Here is a 20,054-nt window from a genome sequence, read left to right on the forward strand (position 1 = left end):
TGGGGATAAAATCTTTATAGGGAAAGGGGCTTATTGCTTTATAAACCATTGCGCTGATATGCCAGACGAAGACCTGATTATTAGTAAATACATACCAGGCATCAATTTTTGTACATCTACGACCGTTTTCGAAACAGCCTTCTTATCCTGGATCTTTTTCCCCTGCGCATCATAAATACTCAACAAGGCATTGTCGGCAATATTCACTGTCAGGTAGTCATGTGCAGGATTCGGGTATATAGCAATTGTTTTCTTAGCCTCATCTTTCATCAATGCCATCATCACCTCCAGCTCATCCGCACCAATAGTAGGAACCGGATGCCGCTCATCACCATCATAATCGTCTGTAACAGGAGTGGAAGAGGTACCCGCAACTAATGCACTGTTTCCGCTTAATAAATGCAGATCGGCAGTTGTCGTATCTACAAAAGATACAGGTACAGAGATCGAATGAGCATCCATATTACTGCTATCTTTAAAATCAGCGAAACTGAGTGGTTTATTGTACCATAATCCCACAGTGGCCGGATTTACACTATACAAATCATTATAGTTAGATAATATCCATTCCTGTGCAGGCATGGGCCTTTCATTCACCAGTGCATAATGTTTGCCGGTACCGCCGGTTCTGGTATTATAATAGACATTATTCACGGAAGTAACAGTCGTACCTGTAAACCTTGATTTTCTAAACGCAGCAGAAATGTTAGTACCAGTAGCAGTTCCACCAATTGAAATGCTATTGAAATAAGCGGTAACTGCGGTAGAAATTTGCAACAGGTTAATACCATACACTTCCGTCTTAGCCGGCTCCAGCCTGATCATATTGTTTTGAACAGTAAAAGATCCTGCACCAGATGCGCCGTTTAACAACACACCGCTCACATTACCTGAGCTTGCCAAAGGTGTTCTCAGATCATATATCCTATTTTTGAGCACCTGCAAAACATTGGTATTGCCACTATGCAGGCAGGTGATGCCCGCCACATAAGCCACAGAAGTAGCCGTGTTTTCCAGGTCATAAATCATATTGCCCTGTATTCGCACAGGAGCATTTCGTGGACCCCTGGCACTTATTCCCTGCACAGCAGGAGAATACTGCGTACCTGAATAGGCAGCAGGGTTATGCAGGGAATGAATAGTATTAGTATCCACATAAAAATACTGGTAATAAGTGTTCGTGTTCTCTATGCCTGTTACGATAGCAGCAGTATTCGTGCTGGTAGTATATAAATCATACACATGATTTCGCCTGATAGTATTATTCATATAGGCACTTGCTGATCCGGTTCCAATTACATTATCAGAAAAGATACCCCTTACAGATCCGTTTACGGCACCATTATTATTATACAATCCATATACCTGGTTATCTTCAATGATATTATTGGCGGTAAATGCACCAGCACTGTTCAACCTGAAAGCATAAATCCCGTTTATATTTACATTTGAAGATAAATCACTGACAGTACTATTCCGGCAAAATACCTGCTGATAATTGTTATGAATAAGGGCTATTCCGGCTACAGCGCCACTATCTGCATGAATAGCAAACTGGCGTACGGCGCAATGTTCTATCAAGACAGAATCAGTACCAACATCCTTTGAAATCCCTTTTACCTGCGCGTTAGCCAAGGGTGCATCCGCACTGATTCCGCCTACCTCCATGTTCCTTAATCGCAGGGCAGATTGGCTGCCAAGAGAAAGGTTACTCAATAAAACACCTGTAATATTCATGGCGGTACAGCCAGGGCATTCCACACGTATTACACCGGTATCAGTGACTGATCCAACAATATTCTTTTTTGATTCACCAATTAAATCATTGGTGCGGGAAAATACCATGCCGGTAAATCCCACACTACCTGTGGAAGACAGGAGCTTAAAATTAGTAACTACATTCCCATCAACCTGTCCGCGATTTCTGTTTGAATTACTTCCATCATATAAACCCGTAATACTGATATTATCTCCTGAATAATAAGCAGGATGTCCGCCCGCTTGCGCAGCGCTGCCACCTATATAGTTATCTTTGTTGATATTCCAGTTGGCCGTAGGTTCCAGGTACATAAAGTACTGGCTCTGGTTGATAGTATCTGTCTGGTAAATACTATTCCCGCTCACGGTGATGAAGCCTTCGTGATAGGTGAGATAAATACCTGCGGTAAAAGGGATATCTATGTTTGCAGTATTGTAATTATAAAAACCGTGTACCAGGTTATTGGAAAAAGTATTGTAATAATTATAACCGAGGTTTTGAAGGATAAACCTACCCAGGATACCATATAGCATTCCTCTATTGTTTGCCGGCCTGATATCGTTGTGATCTATTACATTATAGGCGTTTTTAAGCGTAGTATTGACCGCTGTTTCACCCAATACGATGTTCCCGCTTTCTTTCGTTTGTCCGGAGCCCTCAATATTACAATATCGGATGGTGTTCCCCTGGGCGCCATTAATAAAACGGATGGTAGAACTGCGCACAGTCAGGCTACTATGGATATTGGTAATTGTCAGGCTTCTGACGGTATCTGAATCATGGATTCTGCCATCAATAATCACACTATCGGCACCATTCAGGTCAATCATGGCTGAGGGCAGATTACCCCGAAGTGAACAAACGACAGTGGGGCGGATCTTTATGGTAACATAATTGGAAGTGCCTCCGCTTGCATTGAGTTTAGCGGTACTTGTTTCTGTAGTAGAACCTGTGATGGATATATTAATGACACCCTGATGGGTGCCGGCGTTAATGGCGTCGAATGCTCTTTTAAGCGTGGAATAAGTGCTGTCTGGTAAACCAATGCTGGCATTTACTGAAACCTGGGCATGCATGCAAAGCGTACTTATCAGTGATAGTATAAGAAGGAGGTAGCATTTGTACATGGAATAAAGGTTTAACAATTGAGGGATAACATCTTTATTAAATTAAGGAATAAAGTTGTTACAAAAACTACTTGACATAGTAGGATAGAGGAGGGTGTTAAACGCATGCTATAAACTTGTATCCGCTGCCGTAGACAGACTTAATGCGATACCCTTCGGATACTAATTTCCGTTTCAGGTTTTTAATATGCTCATATATGATATCATAGCTCTCCGGATGAATAGCAGATTGTCCATTCAGGTGTTCAGCAATTGTATTTTTAGCAATTACGTTTCCTTTATTAATAATCAGGAATAGAAGCAACTCATATTCTGTTTTCGTAAGACAAATATCGCGATCTGCTATATACACAGCTCTTGATGCTGTATCAATTTTTAATTGCTGGAATACAATGTGAGTAGCTGCTTTCAAAAACCGACTGCGGGTCACAGCTTCAAACCTTGCACTGAGTTCTGCCAAATGAAATGGCTTGGACAGATAATCATCTGCACCTGCTTTAAGAGCCATCACCTTGTCTTCCAAGGAATTTTTTGCAGAAATAACAATCACCCTATCTGATCCTTTTCCTCGTCTAAGATCTTGTAATAAACGCAGTCCATCCTCTCCGTAAAAACTCAGATCTAATAATATACAGTCATAACTGAATTGACCGATCAATGATCGACCTTCATTCATATCAGCAGTCAGTTCACAAAGATTATCCTCTTGTTCCAGGTAACGGCGGATATCCTGTGCGAGCTGCATTTCGGCTGTTACAATTAAAATCTTCATTTGATATAAAGATTCGGGGCAATTCTGAATAAATTCTGTGTTACAGTTATCCGGATTATTCCCAGATTCGGAAAATAGATTCGCTTTTATCAACAAAACTTAACTTTTATGATAAAGTCAAATGCACTACTGTTAGTAGCACTACTACCTGTATTATCATTGTTTGCACAGGATGCACCTAAGCCGGCTGTGAGTGCGTTTCAAAAAAACTTTCCGGCTGCAACTAAAGCGAAATGGGAAAAAGAGAAGAATGATTACGAGGTAATATTCAATTATGAGGCGAAAGAGATGTCTGCAGTGTTTACAAAATCCGGCCAATTCCTGGAGAAGGAGGAAGTGATCACGGCACAACAGCTACCGGCAAAAGTAAGTGCTTATTTGAAGCAACATTACAATAATGCTGTAATCAAAGAAACTGCAAAAATAACGAAGGCGGATGGAAGTATCCAATATGAAGCAGAGGTGAATAAAAAGGATTTGATCTTTAACGGGGAGGGAGAATTGGTGAAGTAATAAGAGGCTTTCCTGTTAATATAAAAAGCGCTTTCAGGCTTTATCTGAAAGCGCTTTTAAAGATATTTCTATTCATTAGTAACAGTATTCCAATACCTGAATTCTTAAGCAGTCAATTTCATTCCCCAGCTTATCCCTTACCAGCTACATTCCTGCGTCATAACATCATCCTTCCCAATGGCAGCAGTTCATTTTAAGCCATACTATTCCACATATTCCAAAATATCCCCCGGCTGACAATTCAACACCTTACATATTGCCTCAAGCGTTTCCAGTCTGATAGCCTTTGCTTTACCGGTTTTTAAAATTGAGAGATTGGACATCGTAATGCCTACTTTTCCACTTAGCTCAGTCAGAGACATCTTACGCCTGGCTAGCATTACATCTATGTTTATGACAATTGGCATAATTATACAGTTAAGTCGTTGTATGTTTGTAATTCTACTCCACGTTGATATATCACTGCTACTACCCATGTAATCGCACCGATAACAAATCCACTACCAACCTCGGATTCCAGTTTAAATGCCAAAGCCGGAACCTGTTGATGCAGATACTGGTTGAAGATGATATTATTGATCACGTTTACGATATCGGCAATTACGAATACAGCAGCTACATTTTTCAAACGTCTTACAATCTTTCCGTTAAATGGAGCATCCAGCTGGAGTTCTTTCAGGATTTTCCTGAACGTCCAGAGCGTAAAGATCCCCATAAGAAAGTGGATTAAAGTCATGAACATTGTATAATATCCAAAAGGAGTCGATGGTGTTATCTGCACATTGTATTCATTTTCAACCAACTGGTAACGCAGCTGTTTGTCTGCTGAAAACACCACTTCAGAAAGGCTTTTCGCTTTGTTAACACCAAAGGCCATTACCTTATAATTATTACTGGTAAACGCAGAATGATTCAATGGGTTATTAGCTGTTATATTTACAATCGAGAAAAAAGAAAAGACGATCGTCCAGCAAAGGAGAAAATAAAACCCTATCGTGGTAAGCACCTTGAAAATTGCGATGATATTTTTAGGTTTCATGAGGTTATAAATTTAGACAAAGAAAAGGAGAGTTTATTGGATTGCAAAATTTATTTATCGTTTTACAATAAATAATTATTGAGAATAAGCAAACTCAAGTGGTTTATTCATTTGACCAGGCAGTTCGATTCTACAAGCTGGATCGAAATTGAATATCTGTTAAAGAGGAATTTTCCGGAACATCATATAATGACAACCAGATAGTAATGGAAGGGTTCTTCAAAGAGAAAGTCGGGTCATTTAAGTCAATCAGGTACCTAATACTGAATGATTATAATTATTCATACCATAAAACCTTTGAATATTATATTCAAATTTACCATTACCGTTTAAAGTTAGTTTCCATTCTTTCGACTCTCCATCTGCACCACTATATCCAGCTTTCCCGACATAAGTTCCTGATATGCCAAACTGAAAACATGGGAACATTGCTAAAGTGTCAAATATTTCATCACAGAACATCGATTAGAACTTTAAGGCACCAAAAATCACTACTAATTCCTTCCCATTCCAAAGACAATCCACCCCACCAATAAACCTATACGATCGTATCCAATCTCTGCAAAGTCGCCTCCTGAATTACCCGAGCATACGCCCGCCGAAAAAACCAGGATCAGATCTTACAATTAAGGAAAGCCACAAGATCAATTAAATAGGCTCGCAAATGCATCTCCATTTAATATAAACCCAACCCAGCCCCCAGGAGAATCAATTCTTTTTAATATCCCGCATTCATTACCTCCCGCCATTTTGTGGCCTATCACTAATCAAATAAACAAAGACTACACAACGGACAAACATTTTGCGATATATGTTTGTTTGATATCTGAACGCTTAACTATAAAGTCTCATTTAGCAGGATTGGCTCCGGGCACTGGGTTTATTTGAGTGTAATAAAGAACATTTCCATATATCCTACGTTTAACAGGAACAATAAGGACACAGAAAGCCTTATTTAGTCACATTCAAATTTGCTTAATATCTCCTTCCTGTACAACCATCGTTTATCCGTTGCTGTAAATTGAATAAACAAATAAGAACCCAATCAGCCTGGAACTACTGAAATAAACAATATGCCTGGCTATTCAATTAGAATACCGCTGATAATAAAAAAATTAAAGAAAATAAACTGAAATCTTTACTAGATTTATACATTCCAAATGTTGTGGCTCCTAAATCCATCTAACTATAGGTAATCTTTGGTGTGAATTAGGATATCTTAAAAAGTGTCATATCTTTAACCTGCATATAGCCCTTACGGTTGCCTACCTCCGGGGATCTAATATTTCAAATTGGTGTTCGTAATTCAGTGAAGCTAAATATTCAGAAAATACGTAATTGCGCGGTGTTGTACTCCTTAGGATAAATAATCTTGATGTCTTACCTTAAATAACAATTAAAAATGAACAAGTACCTCTACACAGCAGTCCTATTGGCAATAGCCGTGGCCTGCTCTAACAACAGTAAACCACCCAAAGAGGATTCCACATCATCAGTAGTTGAAGACAACAGCCTTTCTGGTTCCACAAGTTCTTCCTCATACGATTCATTAAGGGGATCGGGTAAATTTAAGAATGTAGAATTAAGCCCAACCTTGGATCAAAAAATGATTGCAGCAGGCAAAAGCGTGTATGAAGTAAAATGCGCAGCCTGCCATAAGTTGACCACGGAAAAGTTAGTAGGGCCAGGATGGAAAGGTGTTACCACGAGAAAATCTCCAGAATGGATTATGAACTTCGTGACAAATACAGATGAGATGATTGACAAAGATCCTCGTGCGCAGGCAATGCTGGCAGTTTGTATGGTTCGCATGCCCAACCAGCACCTTTCTGACGAAGAAACAAGAAATGTACTCGAATTTATGAGAAACAATGATTCATCTAAATAATTTTCATATGCGCTTATCCTCAATTGCAGTACTACTGCTTGCCATCTCATCCTGCAAGCCTCGCAACGAAGCAGGTGCCATCACTGCCGGCGCTGCTGAAAAAGTGTATGTGGCACCGGGTAAATACGACGAGTTCTACAACTTCGTTTCCGGTGGTTTCAATGGCCAGGTGGCTGTTTATGGACTCCCCTCCGGCCGTCTGCTCAAAATTATCCCTGTATTCTCTGTAATGCCTGAAAATGGCTATGGTTACAGCGAAGAAACCAAGCCCATGCTCGAAACATCTCACGGTTCCCTGCCATGGGATGACCAACACCACCTGGAACTGTCACAGAAAGATGGCAGCCCCGATGGCCGCTGGCTCTTCGCAAATGCAAACAATACGCCAAGGGTAGCACGTATCAACCTCGCTACTTTCAAAACCGAAGAGATCATCGAGCTGCCAAACAGCGCCGGTAACCACTCTTCTCCTTTCTGTACCGAAAATACAGAATACGTTGTAGCCGGTACTCGTTTCAGTGTACCTATTGGCGACAAACAAGATGTGCCTATTGCTGATTACAAAAAATCATTCAATGGTACTATCAGCTTTATTAAGGTTGACAGCAGCAATGGTCGTATGTCCCTGGCTTTCCAGCTGCTGACCCCTGCTATCAACTTTGACCTGAGCCATGCCGGTAAAGGTAAAAGCCGCGACTGGTTCTTCTTCTCCTGCTATAACGTAGAACAGGCACATACCCTGCTTGAAGTAAACGCTTCCCAGCGTGATAAAGACTTCATCATGGCAGTGAACTGGAAGAAAGCTGAAGAATATATCAAAAACAATAAAGGTGTCCTGAAGAACTCCCGTTATGCACACAACGTGTATAATGAAACGACTCACAGTGCGACCTCTACTATCGAAAGCAAGGTGCTGACACTGGATCCTACCCAACTGAAAGATTTCGTGTACTTCATTCCTTGTCCTAAATCTCCACATGGTTGCGATATCGACCCAACTGGTGAATATATCGTAGGTAGCGGTAAACTGGCTGCACTGATCCCTGTATTCTCTTTCGACAAGCTGATGGCTGCGATCGAAAAGAAAGACTTCGATGGCGACTACCAGGGTATCCCTGTTGTTAAATACGAATCCGCCCTGTACGGTGAAGTGCAGAAACCTGGCCTTGGCCCATTACACACCGAGTTCGACGGAAAAGGTAATGCTTATACCTCCTTCTTCGTTTCTTCCGAAGTAGTGAAATGGAACATCAAAGACCTGAAAGTACTCGACAGGAAACCTACCTTCTACTCCGTAGGTCACCTGTGCATTCCAGGCGGTGATACCAAAAAACCATACGGTAAATACCTGATTGCATACAATAAGATTACTAAAGACCGCTATCTGCCTACTGGTCCTGAGCTGGCACAAAGTGCACAGCTGTACGACATCTCCGGCGATAAGATGGAACTGTTGCTGGACTTCCCTACCGTGGGTGAACCTCACTATGCACAGGCACTTCCTGCTGACCTGATCAAGAATAACTCCGTGAAGTATTTCAAGATCGAGGAAAACAAACATCCTTTTGTAACAAGGGGTGAGAAAGAAGCGAAAGTAGTACGTGAAGGTAACAAGGTACATGTGTATATCACTGCTATCCGCTCCCACTTCACACCTGATAATATTGAAGGTGTACGTGTAGGCGATGAAGTATATTTCCACGTTACTAACCAGGAACAGGATTGGGATATTCCTCACGGCTTTGCTGTGAAAGGCGCTGCAAATGCAGAAATCCTGATCATGCCTGGCGAAACCTGTACACTGAAGTGGATACCAGATACCGAGGGCATATTCCCTATCTACTGTACTGACTTTTGTAGCGCACTGCACCAGGAAATGCAGGGTTATGTAAGAGTATCCAAAGCAGGTGCAAACACACCGCTGAAGTACGGTACAAACCTGCCTGACAGTGCAGTAGCCAAAAACTAAACAAACTAAAATGCAAAGAAAATTGTCAACCCGCTTTCGGGCAGTCATTTTCATGCTTTCATTGGCGATGGTGGCAGTGCTCTATTTTCCGATATGGAAAATAGAGCTGGCCGCCCCCCAATACCCGGAAGGCCTTACGTTGAAAATTGCTGCTAATGGATTAACTGGGGATGTCGATATCGTGAATGGACTAAACCATTACATAGGTATGCAGACATTACATACAGAAGATTTCATTGAGTTTAAGGTTTTACCCTTTATCATCGGCGGACTGGCGCTGCTGGGTTTTGTGGTAGCGGTGATGAATAACAGGAAACTGTATTATGCCTGGGTTGCCTTGTTCCTGCTGGTAGCCATTGTATCGATGGTGGACTTTTACAGGTGGGAATATAACTACGGGCACAACCTGAACCCGGAAGCACCGATCAGGGTACCGGGTATGGCGTATCAGCCACCATTGCTGGGTTATAAGCAATTGTTGAATTTCGGGGCTTATTCAATTCCTGACATAGGTGGATGGATCTTTATTGGTGTAGGGGCGATCCTGGTATTGCTATCTTTTAAGTTTAAGAAAGGATTCTTTTTAATAGGCGGTTTGATACTAGGCTTACAAAGTTGTAGCAGCGGACCGGCTCCTATTAAATACGGACAGGATGCCTGTGATTTCTGTAAAATGGGTTTTTCAGATAAAAGATTTGGTGCAGAGATCGTAACAAAGAAGGGGAAAGTATTTAAGTATGATGATGTGCATTGTTTGCTGGCGGCAGTAAAAGCTGGCGGAAAGGAGATCGGTGGGATCTATCTGCTGGACTTTACAGATGGACAGTGGATCAAAGCGGAAGAGAGCAGGTTATTGCATAGCACTTCATTCCATTCTCCAATGGGTAGTGACATCGCAGCTTTTGCAGACAGCGTGAAAATGAAGTCGTTTAACGGAGAATCACTCACATGGAAAGAGCTATATCGATAATATTAATGTGGTTGTTGCCGCTGCAGGCATGGGCAGGTGTATGGACTGTAAAAAGTTCAGTGAAGGCGACCTTGCAGCAGGCAAAAGCAGGTGATACAATCATAGTACCCGCCGGCGTGTATTATGAAAAAGGCCTGGTAATTGACAAAGCCATTTATCTGAAAGGTGTGGGCAAACCAGTGCTGGATGGTGAGAGTAAATATGAGGTGGTATTGATTTTATCCAGCCATGTTACACTGGAAGGATTTGTGATCAGGCATTCAGGCTTTTCTGACTGGAAAGACCTGGCGGGTATTAAATTGGGGAATGTACGCCATGTGACGATCAAAAACAACGTGCTGGAAGAAACCTTTTTTGGTATCTATTGCCAGCAGTCTGATAGCTGTGTGATAACCGGTAATACACTAAAATCCAACGCAAACCAGCGTGTACAGTCAGGCAATGGCATTCACTGCTGGCATTGCGATGGGATGCAGCTGATCGGTAATACAGTAACACAGCACAGGGATGGGATCTACTTTGAATTTGTAACGAATTCACTGATCAAGGGGAATCATAGTTTTAAGAATGTGCGCTATGGCTTGCACTTTATGTTTTCGCACAATGACCACTATGAAGACAATGTGTTTGATCATAATGAAGCAGGTGTATCAGTGATGTTTTCACATGGTGTGGATATGAAGCGGAACAGGTTTGCAGGTAATCAGGGTGGCGGTGCGTATGGGATTTTGCTGAAGGAGATTACAGACAGCAGGATGGAACAGAGCCACTTTGAAGACAATACCGTGGCTATTTATATGGAAGGCACTACAAGAGTGCAGGTATCGGAAAATGTATTCAAAACAAATGGTTGGGCGATGAAGGTACAGGCAAGTTGCGCTGAAAACAAGATCACGCACAACAATTTCTTTGGTAACACATTTGACGTAGCGACCAATGGCTCACTGGTACTAAACCATTTTGACAACAACTACTGGGATAAATATGAGGGCTATGACCTGAACAGGGATGGAAAGGGAGACGTGCCATATCACCCGGTGAGCTTATATGCAATGGTAGCAGATAAGAACCCGGCTGTGATGATGTTATTCCACAGTTTTATGGTAAGTCTGCTGGACCGTACAGAAAAAGTAATGCCGGGTATCACGCCTGTGAACCTGGTGGATCGTGCACCTTTTATGAAACCTATTACACTATGATTTCTTTTACAAACGTCTATAAACGATTTGGCCGGCTGCAGGCGCTGGACAATATTAATCTGTCGTTTTCAGCAAGCAAAAGTATAGCTCTAATTGGGCCTAATGGCAGTGGCAAGACCACCCTGATCAAATGTTTATTGGGAATGGTGGTACCTGATAAGGGGAGCATTTCTATTAAAGGGAAAGAAATTTTAGGCACCTGGTCATACAGGGAAAATATTGGTTACATGCCGCAAATAAGCAGTTATCCCGAAAATATGACCATCTCCCAGGTGTTAGAGATGATGAAGGATATACGGCAATATAACCAGCTTGATGAAGACCTGGTACAGGCATTTAAGTTGCCACAGCTGGCTAATAAACCGATGCGGACATTATCCGGAGGTACGAGGCAGAAAGTAAGTGCCTGCCTGGCATTTTTATTCAATCCTGAAGTACTTGTCCTGGATGAACCTACAGCGGGCCTGGATCCGGTGGCCTCAGGGATTTTGCAGGACAAGATCCTGCAGGAAACAAAGAACGGGAAGCTGGTACTGATCACCTCACACATCCTGTCAGAACTGGATGACCTGGTAGATGAGGTAGCATACCTGCAGGATGGAAAGCTACAGTTTCATAAACAGGTGGCAGAGTTACAGGCAGAAACGGGAGAGCAAAAGTTAGTACGCGCAATGGCTCGTATCATGGAAAACGGAGGACTATGAAAAAGATTATTAAATACGTAGTGCTGGATATATTACGCAACAGGATATTGGTAAGTTATACGGTGTTGTTGCTGGTTGTATCAATGTTGTTGCTGTGCCTGACTGACAATGGAACAAAAGCCTTACTGAGTTTATTGAATATCGTGCTGATTGTATTGCCACTGGTGAGTATTATCTTTTCAACGATCTATTATTATAATGCATCTGCATTTATAGAATTGCTGGTATGCCAGCCTTTGCGGAGAACCAAGATCCTGCTGAGTGTGTATATCGGTTTAGCTTTGTCATTGCTGATTGCATTTTGCATAGGCGTGGGCTTGCCCTTACTGATCTTTGACGGGAGTATGACGGCGGTGTTATTGATATTGGTGGGGATGGCGCTGACAGTGATCTTTTCAGCACTGGCGATATTAGGATCTGTGATGATGAGGGATAAGGCGAGAGGAATTGGTGTAGCGATCCTGTCCTGGTTTTATTTTTCGCTGTTGTATGATGGTCTGGTACTGTTTCTCTTGTTCCAGTTCAGCGATTACCCGCTGGAGAAACCGGCAATAGTAATGGGTGCTTTGAACCCGATCGATTTAGGTAGAATCATTGTTTTATTAAGACTGGACAGTTCTGCGATGATGGGGTATACAGGCGCGGTGTTTGCCTCATTTTTCGGAAGCGTGGGAGGTATGCTTACGGGGTTCGTACTCTTGTTAACATGGATGATTTGGCCCCTATTCTGGGCGCTGCGGCGATTTAATAGAAAAGACCTGTAATCATCAAAGCAATCCTTATTGCTCTTGAAGAGTCTATGCAGCATATACTGTACTGTCAGCTGCGGTAGCTTGCATTGCAGATCAGATTGTCGGCACTAGCCAATAGCCAGTTCTTCAAAACTCAGCCACATCAATCACCTGAAATAATGAAAGGGTATAATAATCAACAGTACTTTGTTGATGTATTATACCCTTGTAAAAAATGCTTTCGTCGCGTTAAATAACGGAAATTTATTAGTAATTAAAATGAATAGAAAAACAGGCTTTCCCTTGCCTGAAAGACACAGCAAATAATAAAAAACAATCAAAATATCTATGAAATAATATATGGAATGACAACCGTGTTATAACATCTAATCTAACTCAAGTAATCGAGATTTCCAAATAAAATGTTAACTAATCTTGAATTATCAATCCCCCGTTGACGGCAGTAGTCTCTCATTAAAAACAAATGGAGCTTGCATCAAAAATAATTTGAAAACATTGAGAAATTCATCAACAAAAATTCTCTCCATCAGGTACCCGGATTAATCCGTGTAATTCTACTTTTGATACAAGCTCCTGTTTTATCTAATAATAACCAGTTTACCTCTATAGATCTTTTTTCTCCCCCTTTCATTCACCTCCAGTATATAACTATACAATCCTGGGCCAGCCCTACGTCCATCCCAGCTATTATCATAATTATCCGACCTGTAAACAAGCACGCCACCACGCAGCAAGTTAAAAACAGAAAGTCTTGAACCAGGATAATTCTCCAATCCCCGGATCACGAACAAATCATTCCTGCCATCTCCATTTGGCGTAAACACATTAGGAATACACAGCCGGATATAACTGGAATCATTATCTGCAATTGAGATCACCACTACACTATCCGAATTAACAGGATAAAACGCACTATCTCCATTTCCGCCATCAATCTGGAGGTTCAAATATTCTGTCGGCTCCACCTGGTTATCATCCAAAATATTAATTGGCAGTGTAGCACTGTGTTGTCCTGCAGGAATAAGCAGGGGAGGCATTGTATAATCAACACCTGCGGTTGCAGTAGTGCCGGTTGCAATAACATGATAATTAACATGTACATCTTCTGCGGCTACAAGGCTATCCGGGTAGGATAATGTCAGGCTCGCTGCAAGCCCCCCTTCCCGGCCATCGGTCGCGGCAGAGATAGCAATAGATCTTCTATCAAAATCATCGTCATACAATGGAACAGTAGCTGCTGGGTTATTATTATAAACGGTGATAGGATCACCTGTTGGCGTGCTTGCACTGACGAGAACGACGTGAATATATTCGTCACCTTCTATGACCTTATCATTAATAGGGTGAATGGGCACTGTTACAGTACCATTATTATACTTTGAAACAGGAATGACAATACTATCCACCGGAAGATAATCTATACCTTCAATCGCAGTTCCTTCCATTTGGATTTTAACAGTGATAGGCTGTATGACAAAATCATCTCCCGTAGGAATTGTATAGAGGGAAATGTACCCATCTACCTGGGGATCTGCCTCCCTTGGACTACCCACATAATTAATGAAGACATTTGCACTTCTTACAGGCTCAATAGTATCGTTATTATCAAATACATAAATAGGTCCATAGGTTGCACCATCATACATCATCTCGAAATCACCGCTGACAATACCTGTGATATCAAAGTATATTAATTCAGTATCTTCCTTCACCTGGTCATCAAGCACGTTGATCACTGCAACAACGTTATGTTGCCCGGAATCAATCCGCAACGTAGGCCCGTCAATATCCCTAAAACCAGCAGTTGTACCGGTACCAAAACTGGCAGATACCCAAATGGGCTGACCTGCTATATAATCGCTGGATAAGCTGGCGGTAATTGTTGCATCAGGCCCGCCTTCCGTTCCATTTGTTGAACCGGTGAATGAAATGATTGCATTTATCAGGTCATCATCGTAAATTCTGAGGGTAGTTGGCGTGGCATCTACTTCCACGCTATCCGACTTATTTGTTGTTGCACTTTGAATTGAGAGTACAACATCAGCATAGTCTTCAACGATCCTGTTTTGGACAGGAATGACCGGGAAAGTGAAGCTGCCATTACCATCTGTAACGGGGATTTTAATACGCTGTGGGAAAGCCTGGTAATGCACACCCGGTACAGCGGTTCCACTGGTTATAAAGTCGACGCTAACCGTATCTGTACCGCTGGCAGTGCCGGTAACGGTGATGGTATAACTACCTCCGGGAAGGCTTTCGTTGGTATTTGCATGATTAGTGATGGCTACGTGATAGTCGGCAGCGGATACAGCGGGGGCACCAACTACTAACATGAGTAGTAATAGTTTCATAATTGGGGGCTTGGGTGGTTAAAAGGATTGCTTACAGTAGGAAATGGCTATTTATAACTGGGCCTGTCTGATGATAGGAAAGATACAATTTTATTGTGTGTGTTTTTACTTCTTTTGTTATGTTCCTTATTAAGCATTAAAAAGGTCTTTCTGTCAATATGATTACATCGAAATCTACAATAAGAAAACCCGGTCAAAGCGACAGGGTTTTCTTATTTATTATATACAAATGATTTTAACTCTAAAATCTATTCTATGGCCCTTAAAACTTACTCCCATACTTTACTACATAGACTTATGATTCAATTAAATCAATCAACCTAAACTTCATATCATCTTGCTCTTGTACAACTAATTGAACAAGATCAGGTGCTTCCCACTTCACATTGTTCCGCAAAAAGCCCAAGAAAAGCTGTAAATCCAAATAGTTATATGCCCCTATAAGAATATTACATTCCAAACACCTTGTACCTCCATACCAATTCTGAGGTAAGCGCACATCATTAACAGATACTATATGAAAACCAGCATCACCTTTGACAAACCCTTTCATCTCTGCAATCACTCTTTCCTCGTCTTCCAAATTGCTAAATGTGATTATTAAGTTAGTTACCTTACTCATATTGTTTAATTAATCTTTCTTAGTCTTAACAGTGTCCTTAAAATCAAACCCATCACCGACAATTCTAAAATTTGTATTCTTCTTAACTTTCCCCCTAAATCTTTTCTCCTAAATTTTAACCATTATAGTATCAGGACCCCGCTTATAATAACCGGTGTCACTTACCACTAATTTCAACAAACTATCGCCCACTAAACTAGCACCTAAGAAATTATTGTATTCTTCAATGTTTTTCACAATTTCAACACGCCCATCATCATATAACTTTCTAATCTGAATAACATTATCTGTTGTTGCTCCTGTAGAAACATAAGTTACGTCGAGACTAAAGTTCTTCCCTTTGACTGGATGTCTCGACAGATTAATACGTTCCACCGGGAATAATGTAAAATTACCAACCTGCCAAATAATAACTAATGCAATAACTATAATAGTTATTAAAATAAACTTCTTCATTTCAATTTTAATTCTTTTTTCCTTTGTTGTATTCCTTCATATATAAGAAGCGGCTTTTGTGCTGTCCTTCATCTCGTTAAACATGGTCTTCATACGTGCCATACCAGCCGCACTCCTGCCAGATTCAAGATATTGAGTAAATGTACTTTTGGCAGAAGTGTTCATGCCACCCAAGCCCAATTTGTTGAAGGGAATGCTATCAGGAACGCGCATACTTTCAGAGCTGCTATTAGGTCCTGCCCGCTGGTTAACAGCCAGGATCACGGCTTGCTTTAAGGCAGGTTGATTTAACAATGCCCGATTCCGAAGATCAGTAGGGAGGGTGTCTGGGCTAACGGATATTCTTACCTGGCATGGCTCGCTGGCTAACGCACGATGCCCGAACACCATCAGTATGCTATAAAGTACCGGTAATGCCACTTTCAGCATTTTACACATGTTTTAATGGTTCAAACGGTAAAGGGAATCATTCAATTCCACAAAAGCTCTTGAATAATAATTAAATACTGTAGTTAATTATGGTACAAACAAAATAGCATAGATTATCACAGAATATCCCAAGATCAGGGATATCGTACAAAATCTTTGATATTAACTTGGGCTATCTTTCCATAGGTATACCTTTATTATTGAATGCAATTAACAACAAAAATCGAAACAGTTATATTATTATACGCATGTTTCTTATAATGATTCATATCATGTTGACACCCCACAAATGGTAGAAATTCAGACTTTTATAGCTGAGGCGCTTTGATACAGCTGGCACCAGCTGAACCCTCCTTTCTCTTTTACCAGTATAGTCCGGGTTTATTTAATCCTCCTCAATACAACCAAACCAATAGCTCCTGCAAAAAATGATGCCACCAGGATACCGTATTTCGCCTGGGTAACAAATGTTTCCTGAGCAAAAGCCAATCCCGTAATAAAAAGAGACATGGTGAATCCAATTCCCGCAAGAATGGCTATTCCGCAGATATGCATCCATTTAGCATTTAAAGGCAGGCTAGCCATCTTCATTTTAACCATCAGCCAGGTAAAAGAAAATACACCAATAAATTTACCACACACCAGGCCAAACATAATCCCCAGGCTAACCGGATTAACTAATGATGAGAAAAAGTCATTGCCTATTACCATTCCGGAGTTGGCTAAAGCAAATAGTGGCATTATAATAAAAGCAACCCATGGGTGGAGAATATTTTCTATTTTCTGCAGGGGAGTTTCAGCATCCAGGCTTAACTGTTTTATCTTCTCTAATGCACCTAACTGCTCCTGGGAGATTAATGAGCCATCCTGTCTCAGCGCTACTTCAAACTCATCCGCATAACAACGTGCATCCCTTAAAAACTCATCTTCATCAATCTTAGGACGCGCGGGAATTGTGAAAGCTACCAATACGCCTGCTATTGTAGCATGTACACCAGACATTAAAAACCCACCCCAGACAACAATACCCAGAATTAAATAGAAAGCGGTATGCCGGATTCCCAATAAATTACCAATGATCATAAGCATCAATACCCCACCAGCAATCACTAAAGGGAAAAAAGCAATATTTGCTGTATAGAAAAATGCAATAACCAATACAGCACCTAAATCATCTGCAACGGCAAGTGCGGAAAGAAAAACCTTGACAGAAGGGGGAATACGATTACCAGCCAGCGACAATAAGGCCAGGGAAAAAGCAATGTCTGTCGCCATAGGAATTCCCCAACCACCAGCTGATGGCAATCCTCCGTTAATTGAGACATAAATCAAAGCAGGTACTAACATTCCCCCCACAGCAGCAACCATTGGTAGTGTTGCCTTTTTCACTGAAGAAAGTTCTCCAGCCATAAATTCACGCTTTAATTCCAGCCCAATTACAAAAAAGAACAAGGCCATCAGCCCATCATTGATCCAAATATGCAAAGGCTTATCAAATGCCATGTTATTAAAACCGACCGATAGGTTTGTCTCCCAAAGGTGCAGGTAACTTTCCCTTGCAGGTGAATTAGCCCATATAATTGCGACTATTACACTTACAAATAAGACGATCCCCCCGGTAAATTCCTGGTGAATAAACCGGCTCACAGGTTTCAGTAAATGATCTATCGGAGTCTTTGCCATCCTTACAGTTTTTATAAATGGTAACTGGAAATAAATATAGAACTCATTTCATAAATAGGTATTTTGAATTGATAATCAATCTCTAAATGATAATTACGAAATAAGTTCTAATAGAATTTATAAGCGGCCCCATTTGTTATATTAGAATAAAAACAACCTGCAATATATCTTATTATTATTTTATAATCACTTTAACAGGCTCCTTTTGAGTCTCGCCTTTGATCAATCCTTCAAATTCATCTGTTCCGATCTTTCCAACGATTTTCAAAATCCATTAAATCAATGTTAGTAAAGCTTTTTCTTAATATTCAGTACAAGGATTTAATAATTATTCCTGGCCCCTCTTTAATTTTTTTTCAAATCCTGTAAGGAAAACGCTTTTTCTCCGACCAAAGGGGAAAACGCTTAAAAATGTATCTGACTACAACATTTAAATCAATTGCCCTTGCTGCAATCCTTCCTTTTTCCCTGGCAGCTTGCAATAAAGACGACAACAATACCAACTCTTCCAGTCAGGTAACCCTTACTGTCGAAAACGTACTTCAGTCCAGGCCCCTGGTAGAATCAGGCACCTTCCAGGGTAGTGGATCACCTGCTGTTATTCAGCCAGGACAGTCAACAACCATCACCTTTTATGCCGCAAAAGGAGAGGCTTTGTCCTTTGCAACTATGTATGGCGCTTCAAATGACCTGTTCTTTGCACCTGCCAATCCGGGCATCCTGGTATACGATAACATGGGTAATCCTATTGAAGGAGATGTTTCTGACCAGGTAAAATTGTGGGATAATGGTACACGCGTCAATCAAAAGCCAGGCGCAGGTGTTACCCATCCCGGCGTCGCGGAAAGTAAAAACATCACCGAAGTTACGACCCTTGACGCTGAAGGCAATACCTACCTTGCCGCCTCAAAACTGGTAACAGCCTCCTTAAAATACAATGGAAATTCTTCCTTCACCCTTACCCTCAAAAACACATCTGGTGGAACTGCAAACGAGACACCGCTCAGCCCTGGAGTATGGAGTATATCATATATTGCAGGGGGGAATTTACTGGCTCCCAATCCTCTGTACCAATCAGGAAAGCCCACTGCCAATGGGTTGACCGATATCGCCGAGGCAGGAAACAACAGCACTTTAGCCACTTATATTCAATCCATTACTGGCATTTTCACCCCTCTTTCACCCATTCTCGTAGTAATATACAATGGCATCGACAATCCTATTTATAAAACCGGCCAGGTAGATGCCGGAAAAGGACTGATGCTACTGGCACAAAAAGGTAACGCTGATACACTTGCAGCCTATTTGAGAACAGTGAAGGGTGTAAAAGCAGCTTACGTTTTACCGGCGCCATCCACGACCGTTCTGCTTCCACAGATTTCCGGGGCAAAGGGCGGAATGGTGTCCATGCAGATAGATGTCACTACCGGTGATCGACTGGCCATTGCAACGATGTATGGCTTCTCCAATGACTGGTTTTTTGCATCGGCAGGTAATGGTGTGGATGCTATGCAAAAAGGGGATATCTCTAATACCATCCAGCTATTTGATGATGGTACAGCAGTTAATCAATTTCCGGGTGCCGGGGTCACACAAGTTAATCTGGCTGGTACTCCATTGAAAGAAAGCCTGCCAATAACGGCCGTTCCAAATCCAAATGCGTTCACTACCCTTCCGGATATTGCCGGTATTATCAAGGTAAACCTGCAATAAGTTAACCATTCATGACCAGGTTGCTCCCATAAGCAGCCTGGTTCCTTTCCAATTATTCAATAGCTACAATCAACATCAATAATGAAATCTATAATGAAATTTCTTGCC

General features: G+C 41.4%; 18 protein-coding genes. 8 read left to right on the forward strand and 10 right to left on the reverse strand.

The window, feature by feature from the left end; translation table 11 throughout:
* Nucleotides 1-30: 30 nt before the first annotated feature.
* Both U0033_RS18005 and U0033_RS18010 read right to left on the reverse strand, forming a co-directional pair.
* Nucleotides 31-2,886, reverse strand: coding sequence for a T9SS type A sorting domain-containing protein (locus U0033_RS18005; protein ID WP_083571695.1), 2,856 nt, complete (start codon nucleotides 2,884-2,886; stop codon nucleotides 31-33).
* Between the two features lie 97 nt (nucleotides 2,887-2,983).
* The gene (locus tag U0033_RS18010; RefSeq protein WP_072363491.1) at nucleotides 2,984-3,658 is read right to left on the reverse strand and encodes a response regulator transcription factor; all 675 of its coding nucleotides are present in this window, start codon (nucleotides 3,656-3,658) and stop codon (nucleotides 2,984-2,986) included.
* A gap of 108 nt (nucleotides 3,659-3,766) precedes the next feature.
* Between U0033_RS18010 and U0033_RS18015 the strand changes: the two genes are divergently transcribed.
* Entirely contained in the window at nucleotides 3,767-4,171 is a 405-nt protein-coding gene (locus tag U0033_RS18015; protein ID WP_072363490.1) for a PepSY-like domain-containing protein, read from the forward strand.
* Between the two features lie 203 nt (nucleotides 4,172-4,374).
* On the opposite strand, the gene U0033_RS18020 is transcribed toward U0033_RS18015, so the two are convergent.
* The 3 genes from U0033_RS18020 to U0033_RS18030 all read right to left on the reverse strand — a co-directional run bounded on the left by U0033_RS18020 (nucleotide 4,375) and on the right by U0033_RS18030 (nucleotide 5,672).
* A complete protein-coding gene (locus U0033_RS18020; protein WP_072363489.1) occupies nucleotides 4,375-4,578 on the reverse strand; it encodes a helix-turn-helix domain-containing protein in 204 nt (67 codons plus the stop codon).
* Nucleotides 4,579-4,580: 2 nt separating this feature from the next.
* Nucleotides 4,581-5,210, reverse strand: a complete 630-nt coding sequence (locus U0033_RS18025) for a DUF2975 domain-containing protein (protein WP_072363488.1) — start codon at nucleotides 5,208-5,210, stop codon at nucleotides 4,581-4,583.
* A gap of 249 nt (nucleotides 5,211-5,459) precedes the next feature.
* Nucleotides 5,460-5,672 carry a hypothetical protein gene (locus U0033_RS18030; protein ID WP_072363487.1) on the reverse strand — a complete coding sequence of 71 codons (213 nt, stop codon included), beginning with the start codon at nucleotides 5,670-5,672 and terminating at the stop codon, nucleotides 5,460-5,462.
* Between the two features lie 940 nt (nucleotides 5,673-6,612).
* Here U0033_RS18030 and U0033_RS18035 point away from each other — a divergent pair.
* Genes U0033_RS18035 through U0033_RS18060 form a run of 6 tightly spaced genes read left to right on the forward strand, consistent with a single transcriptional unit; the run spans nucleotide 6,613 to nucleotide 12,704 of the window.
* Nucleotides 6,613-7,098 (forward strand): c-type cytochrome, encoded by a 486-nt coding sequence (locus U0033_RS18035; protein WP_072363486.1) that lies wholly within the window; start codon nucleotides 6,613-6,615, stop codon nucleotides 7,096-7,098.
* Nucleotides 7,099-7,105: 7 nt separating this feature from the next.
* Nucleotides 7,106-9,067, forward strand: coding sequence for a Sec-dependent nitrous-oxide reductase (nosZ, locus tag U0033_RS18040; RefSeq protein ID WP_322518466.1), 1,962 nt, complete (start codon nucleotides 7,106-7,108; stop codon nucleotides 9,065-9,067).
* A 10-nt stretch (nucleotides 9,068-9,077) separates the two neighbouring features.
* Nucleotides 9,078-10,037 carry a nitrous oxide reductase accessory protein NosL gene (locus U0033_RS18045; protein WP_322518465.1) on the forward strand — a complete coding sequence of 320 codons (960 nt, stop codon included), beginning with the start codon at nucleotides 9,078-9,080 and terminating at the stop codon, nucleotides 10,035-10,037.
* On the forward strand, nucleotides 10,016-11,236 hold the full coding sequence (locus tag U0033_RS18050) for a nitrous oxide reductase family maturation protein NosD (RefSeq protein ID WP_072364329.1): 1,221 nt from the start codon (nucleotides 10,016-10,018) through the stop codon (nucleotides 11,234-11,236). The genes U0033_RS18045 and U0033_RS18050 overlap by 22 nt, the downstream gene beginning before the upstream one ends.
* On the forward strand, nucleotides 11,233-11,940 hold the full coding sequence (locus U0033_RS18055; protein WP_072364330.1) for an ABC transporter ATP-binding protein: 708 nt from the start codon (nucleotides 11,233-11,235) through the stop codon (nucleotides 11,938-11,940). Before U0033_RS18050 ends, U0033_RS18055 begins: the two co-directional genes overlap by 4 nt.
* Complete coding sequence (locus tag U0033_RS18060) at nucleotides 11,937-12,704, forward strand: ABC-2 transporter permease (RefSeq protein WP_072364331.1); 768 nt, start codon at nucleotides 11,937-11,939, stop codon at nucleotides 12,702-12,704. The genes U0033_RS18055 and U0033_RS18060 overlap by 4 nt, the downstream gene beginning before the upstream one ends.
* Before the next feature lie 566 nt (nucleotides 12,705-13,270).
* On the opposite strand, the gene U0033_RS18065 is transcribed toward U0033_RS18060, so the two are convergent.
* The 5 genes from U0033_RS18065 to nhaA all read right to left on the reverse strand — a co-directional run bounded on the left by U0033_RS18065 (nucleotide 13,271) and on the right by nhaA (nucleotide 18,233).
* Nucleotides 13,271-15,043 (reverse strand): T9SS type B sorting domain-containing protein, encoded by a 1,773-nt coding sequence (locus tag U0033_RS18065; RefSeq protein ID WP_083571772.1) that lies wholly within the window; start codon nucleotides 15,041-15,043, stop codon nucleotides 13,271-13,273.
* 295 nt (nucleotides 15,044-15,338) lie between these two features.
* Nucleotides 15,339-15,665 (reverse strand): hypothetical protein, encoded by a 327-nt coding sequence (locus U0033_RS18070; protein WP_072364333.1) that lies wholly within the window; start codon nucleotides 15,663-15,665, stop codon nucleotides 15,339-15,341.
* 108 nt (nucleotides 15,666-15,773) lie between these two features.
* Nucleotides 15,774-16,121 (reverse strand): hypothetical protein, encoded by a 348-nt coding sequence (locus U0033_RS18075; protein ID WP_072364334.1) that lies wholly within the window; start codon nucleotides 16,119-16,121, stop codon nucleotides 15,774-15,776.
* A gap of 36 nt (nucleotides 16,122-16,157) precedes the next feature.
* A complete protein-coding gene (locus tag U0033_RS18080) occupies nucleotides 16,158-16,550 on the reverse strand; it encodes a hypothetical protein (RefSeq protein ID WP_072364335.1) in 393 nt (130 codons plus the stop codon).
* Between the two features lie 381 nt (nucleotides 16,551-16,931).
* On the reverse strand, nucleotides 16,932-18,233 hold the full coding sequence (gene nhaA / locus U0033_RS18085; protein WP_072364336.1) for a Na+/H+ antiporter NhaA: 1,302 nt from the start codon (nucleotides 18,231-18,233) through the stop codon (nucleotides 16,932-16,934).
* Nucleotides 18,234-18,644: 411 nt separating this feature from the next.
* Here nhaA and U0033_RS18090 point away from each other — a divergent pair, with 411 nt between their 5' ends.
* Nucleotides 18,645-19,946 (forward strand): spondin domain-containing protein, encoded by a 1,302-nt coding sequence (locus U0033_RS18090; RefSeq protein WP_072364337.1) that lies wholly within the window; start codon nucleotides 18,645-18,647, stop codon nucleotides 19,944-19,946.
* Nucleotides 19,947-20,054 lie beyond the last annotated feature (108 nt).

Source organism: Chitinophaga sancti (assembly GCF_034424315.1).
Classification (GTDB): Bacteria; Bacteroidota; Bacteroidia; order Chitinophagales; family Chitinophagaceae; genus Chitinophaga; species Chitinophaga sancti.

Coding starts and splice junctions, on each gene's coding strand:
- U0033_RS18030 (WP_072363487.1), bottom strand. CDS start 5,672: ATGTTCTGTGATGAAATATTTGACACTTTAGCAATGTTCCCATGTTTT.
- U0033_RS18010 (WP_072363491.1), bottom strand. CDS start 3,658: ATGAAGATTTTAATTGTAACAGCCGAAATGCAGCTCGCACAGGATATC.
- U0033_RS18080 (WP_072364335.1), bottom strand. CDS start 16,550: ATGCTGAAAGTGGCATTACCGGTACTTTATAGCATACTGATGGTGTTC.
- U0033_RS18005 (WP_083571695.1), bottom strand. CDS start 2,886: ATGTACAAATGCTACCTCCTTCTTATACTATCACTGATAAGTACGCTT.
- U0033_RS18045 (WP_322518465.1), top strand. CDS start 9,078: ATGCAAAGAAAATTGTCAACCCGCTTTCGGGCAGTCATTTTCATGCTT.
- U0033_RS18050 (WP_072364329.1), top strand. CDS start 10,016: ATGGAAAGAGCTATATCGATAATATTAATGTGGTTGTTGCCGCTGCAG.
- U0033_RS18055 (WP_072364330.1), top strand. CDS start 11,233: ATGATTTCTTTTACAAACGTCTATAAACGATTTGGCCGGCTGCAGGCG.
- U0033_RS18065 (WP_083571772.1), bottom strand. CDS start 15,043: ATGAAACTATTACTACTCATGTTAGTAGTTGGTGCCCCCGCTGTATCC.
- U0033_RS18060 (WP_072364331.1), top strand. CDS start 11,937: ATGAAAAAGATTATTAAATACGTAGTGCTGGATATATTACGCAACAGG.
- nosZ (WP_322518466.1), top strand. CDS start 7,106: ATGCGCTTATCCTCAATTGCAGTACTACTGCTTGCCATCTCATCCTGC.
- U0033_RS18025 (WP_072363488.1), bottom strand. CDS start 5,210: ATGAAACCTAAAAATATCATCGCAATTTTCAAGGTGCTTACCACGATA.
- U0033_RS18015 (WP_072363490.1), top strand. CDS start 3,767: ATGATAAAGTCAAATGCACTACTGTTAGTAGCACTACTACCTGTATTA.
- U0033_RS18020 (WP_072363489.1), bottom strand. CDS start 4,578: ATGCCAATTGTCATAAACATAGATGTAATGCTAGCCAGGCGTAAGATG.
- U0033_RS18090 (WP_072364337.1), top strand. CDS start 18,645: ATGTATCTGACTACAACATTTAAATCAATTGCCCTTGCTGCAATCCTT.
- U0033_RS18035 (WP_072363486.1), top strand. CDS start 6,613: ATGAACAAGTACCTCTACACAGCAGTCCTATTGGCAATAGCCGTGGCC.
- U0033_RS18075 (WP_072364334.1), bottom strand. CDS start 16,121: ATGAAGAAGTTTATTTTAATAACTATTATAGTTATTGCATTAGTTATT.
- nhaA (WP_072364336.1), bottom strand. CDS start 18,233: ATGGCAAAGACTCCGATAGATCATTTACTGAAACCTGTGAGCCGGTTT.
- U0033_RS18070 (WP_072364333.1), bottom strand. CDS start 15,665: ATGAGTAAGGTAACTAACTTAATAATCACATTTAGCAATTTGGAAGAC.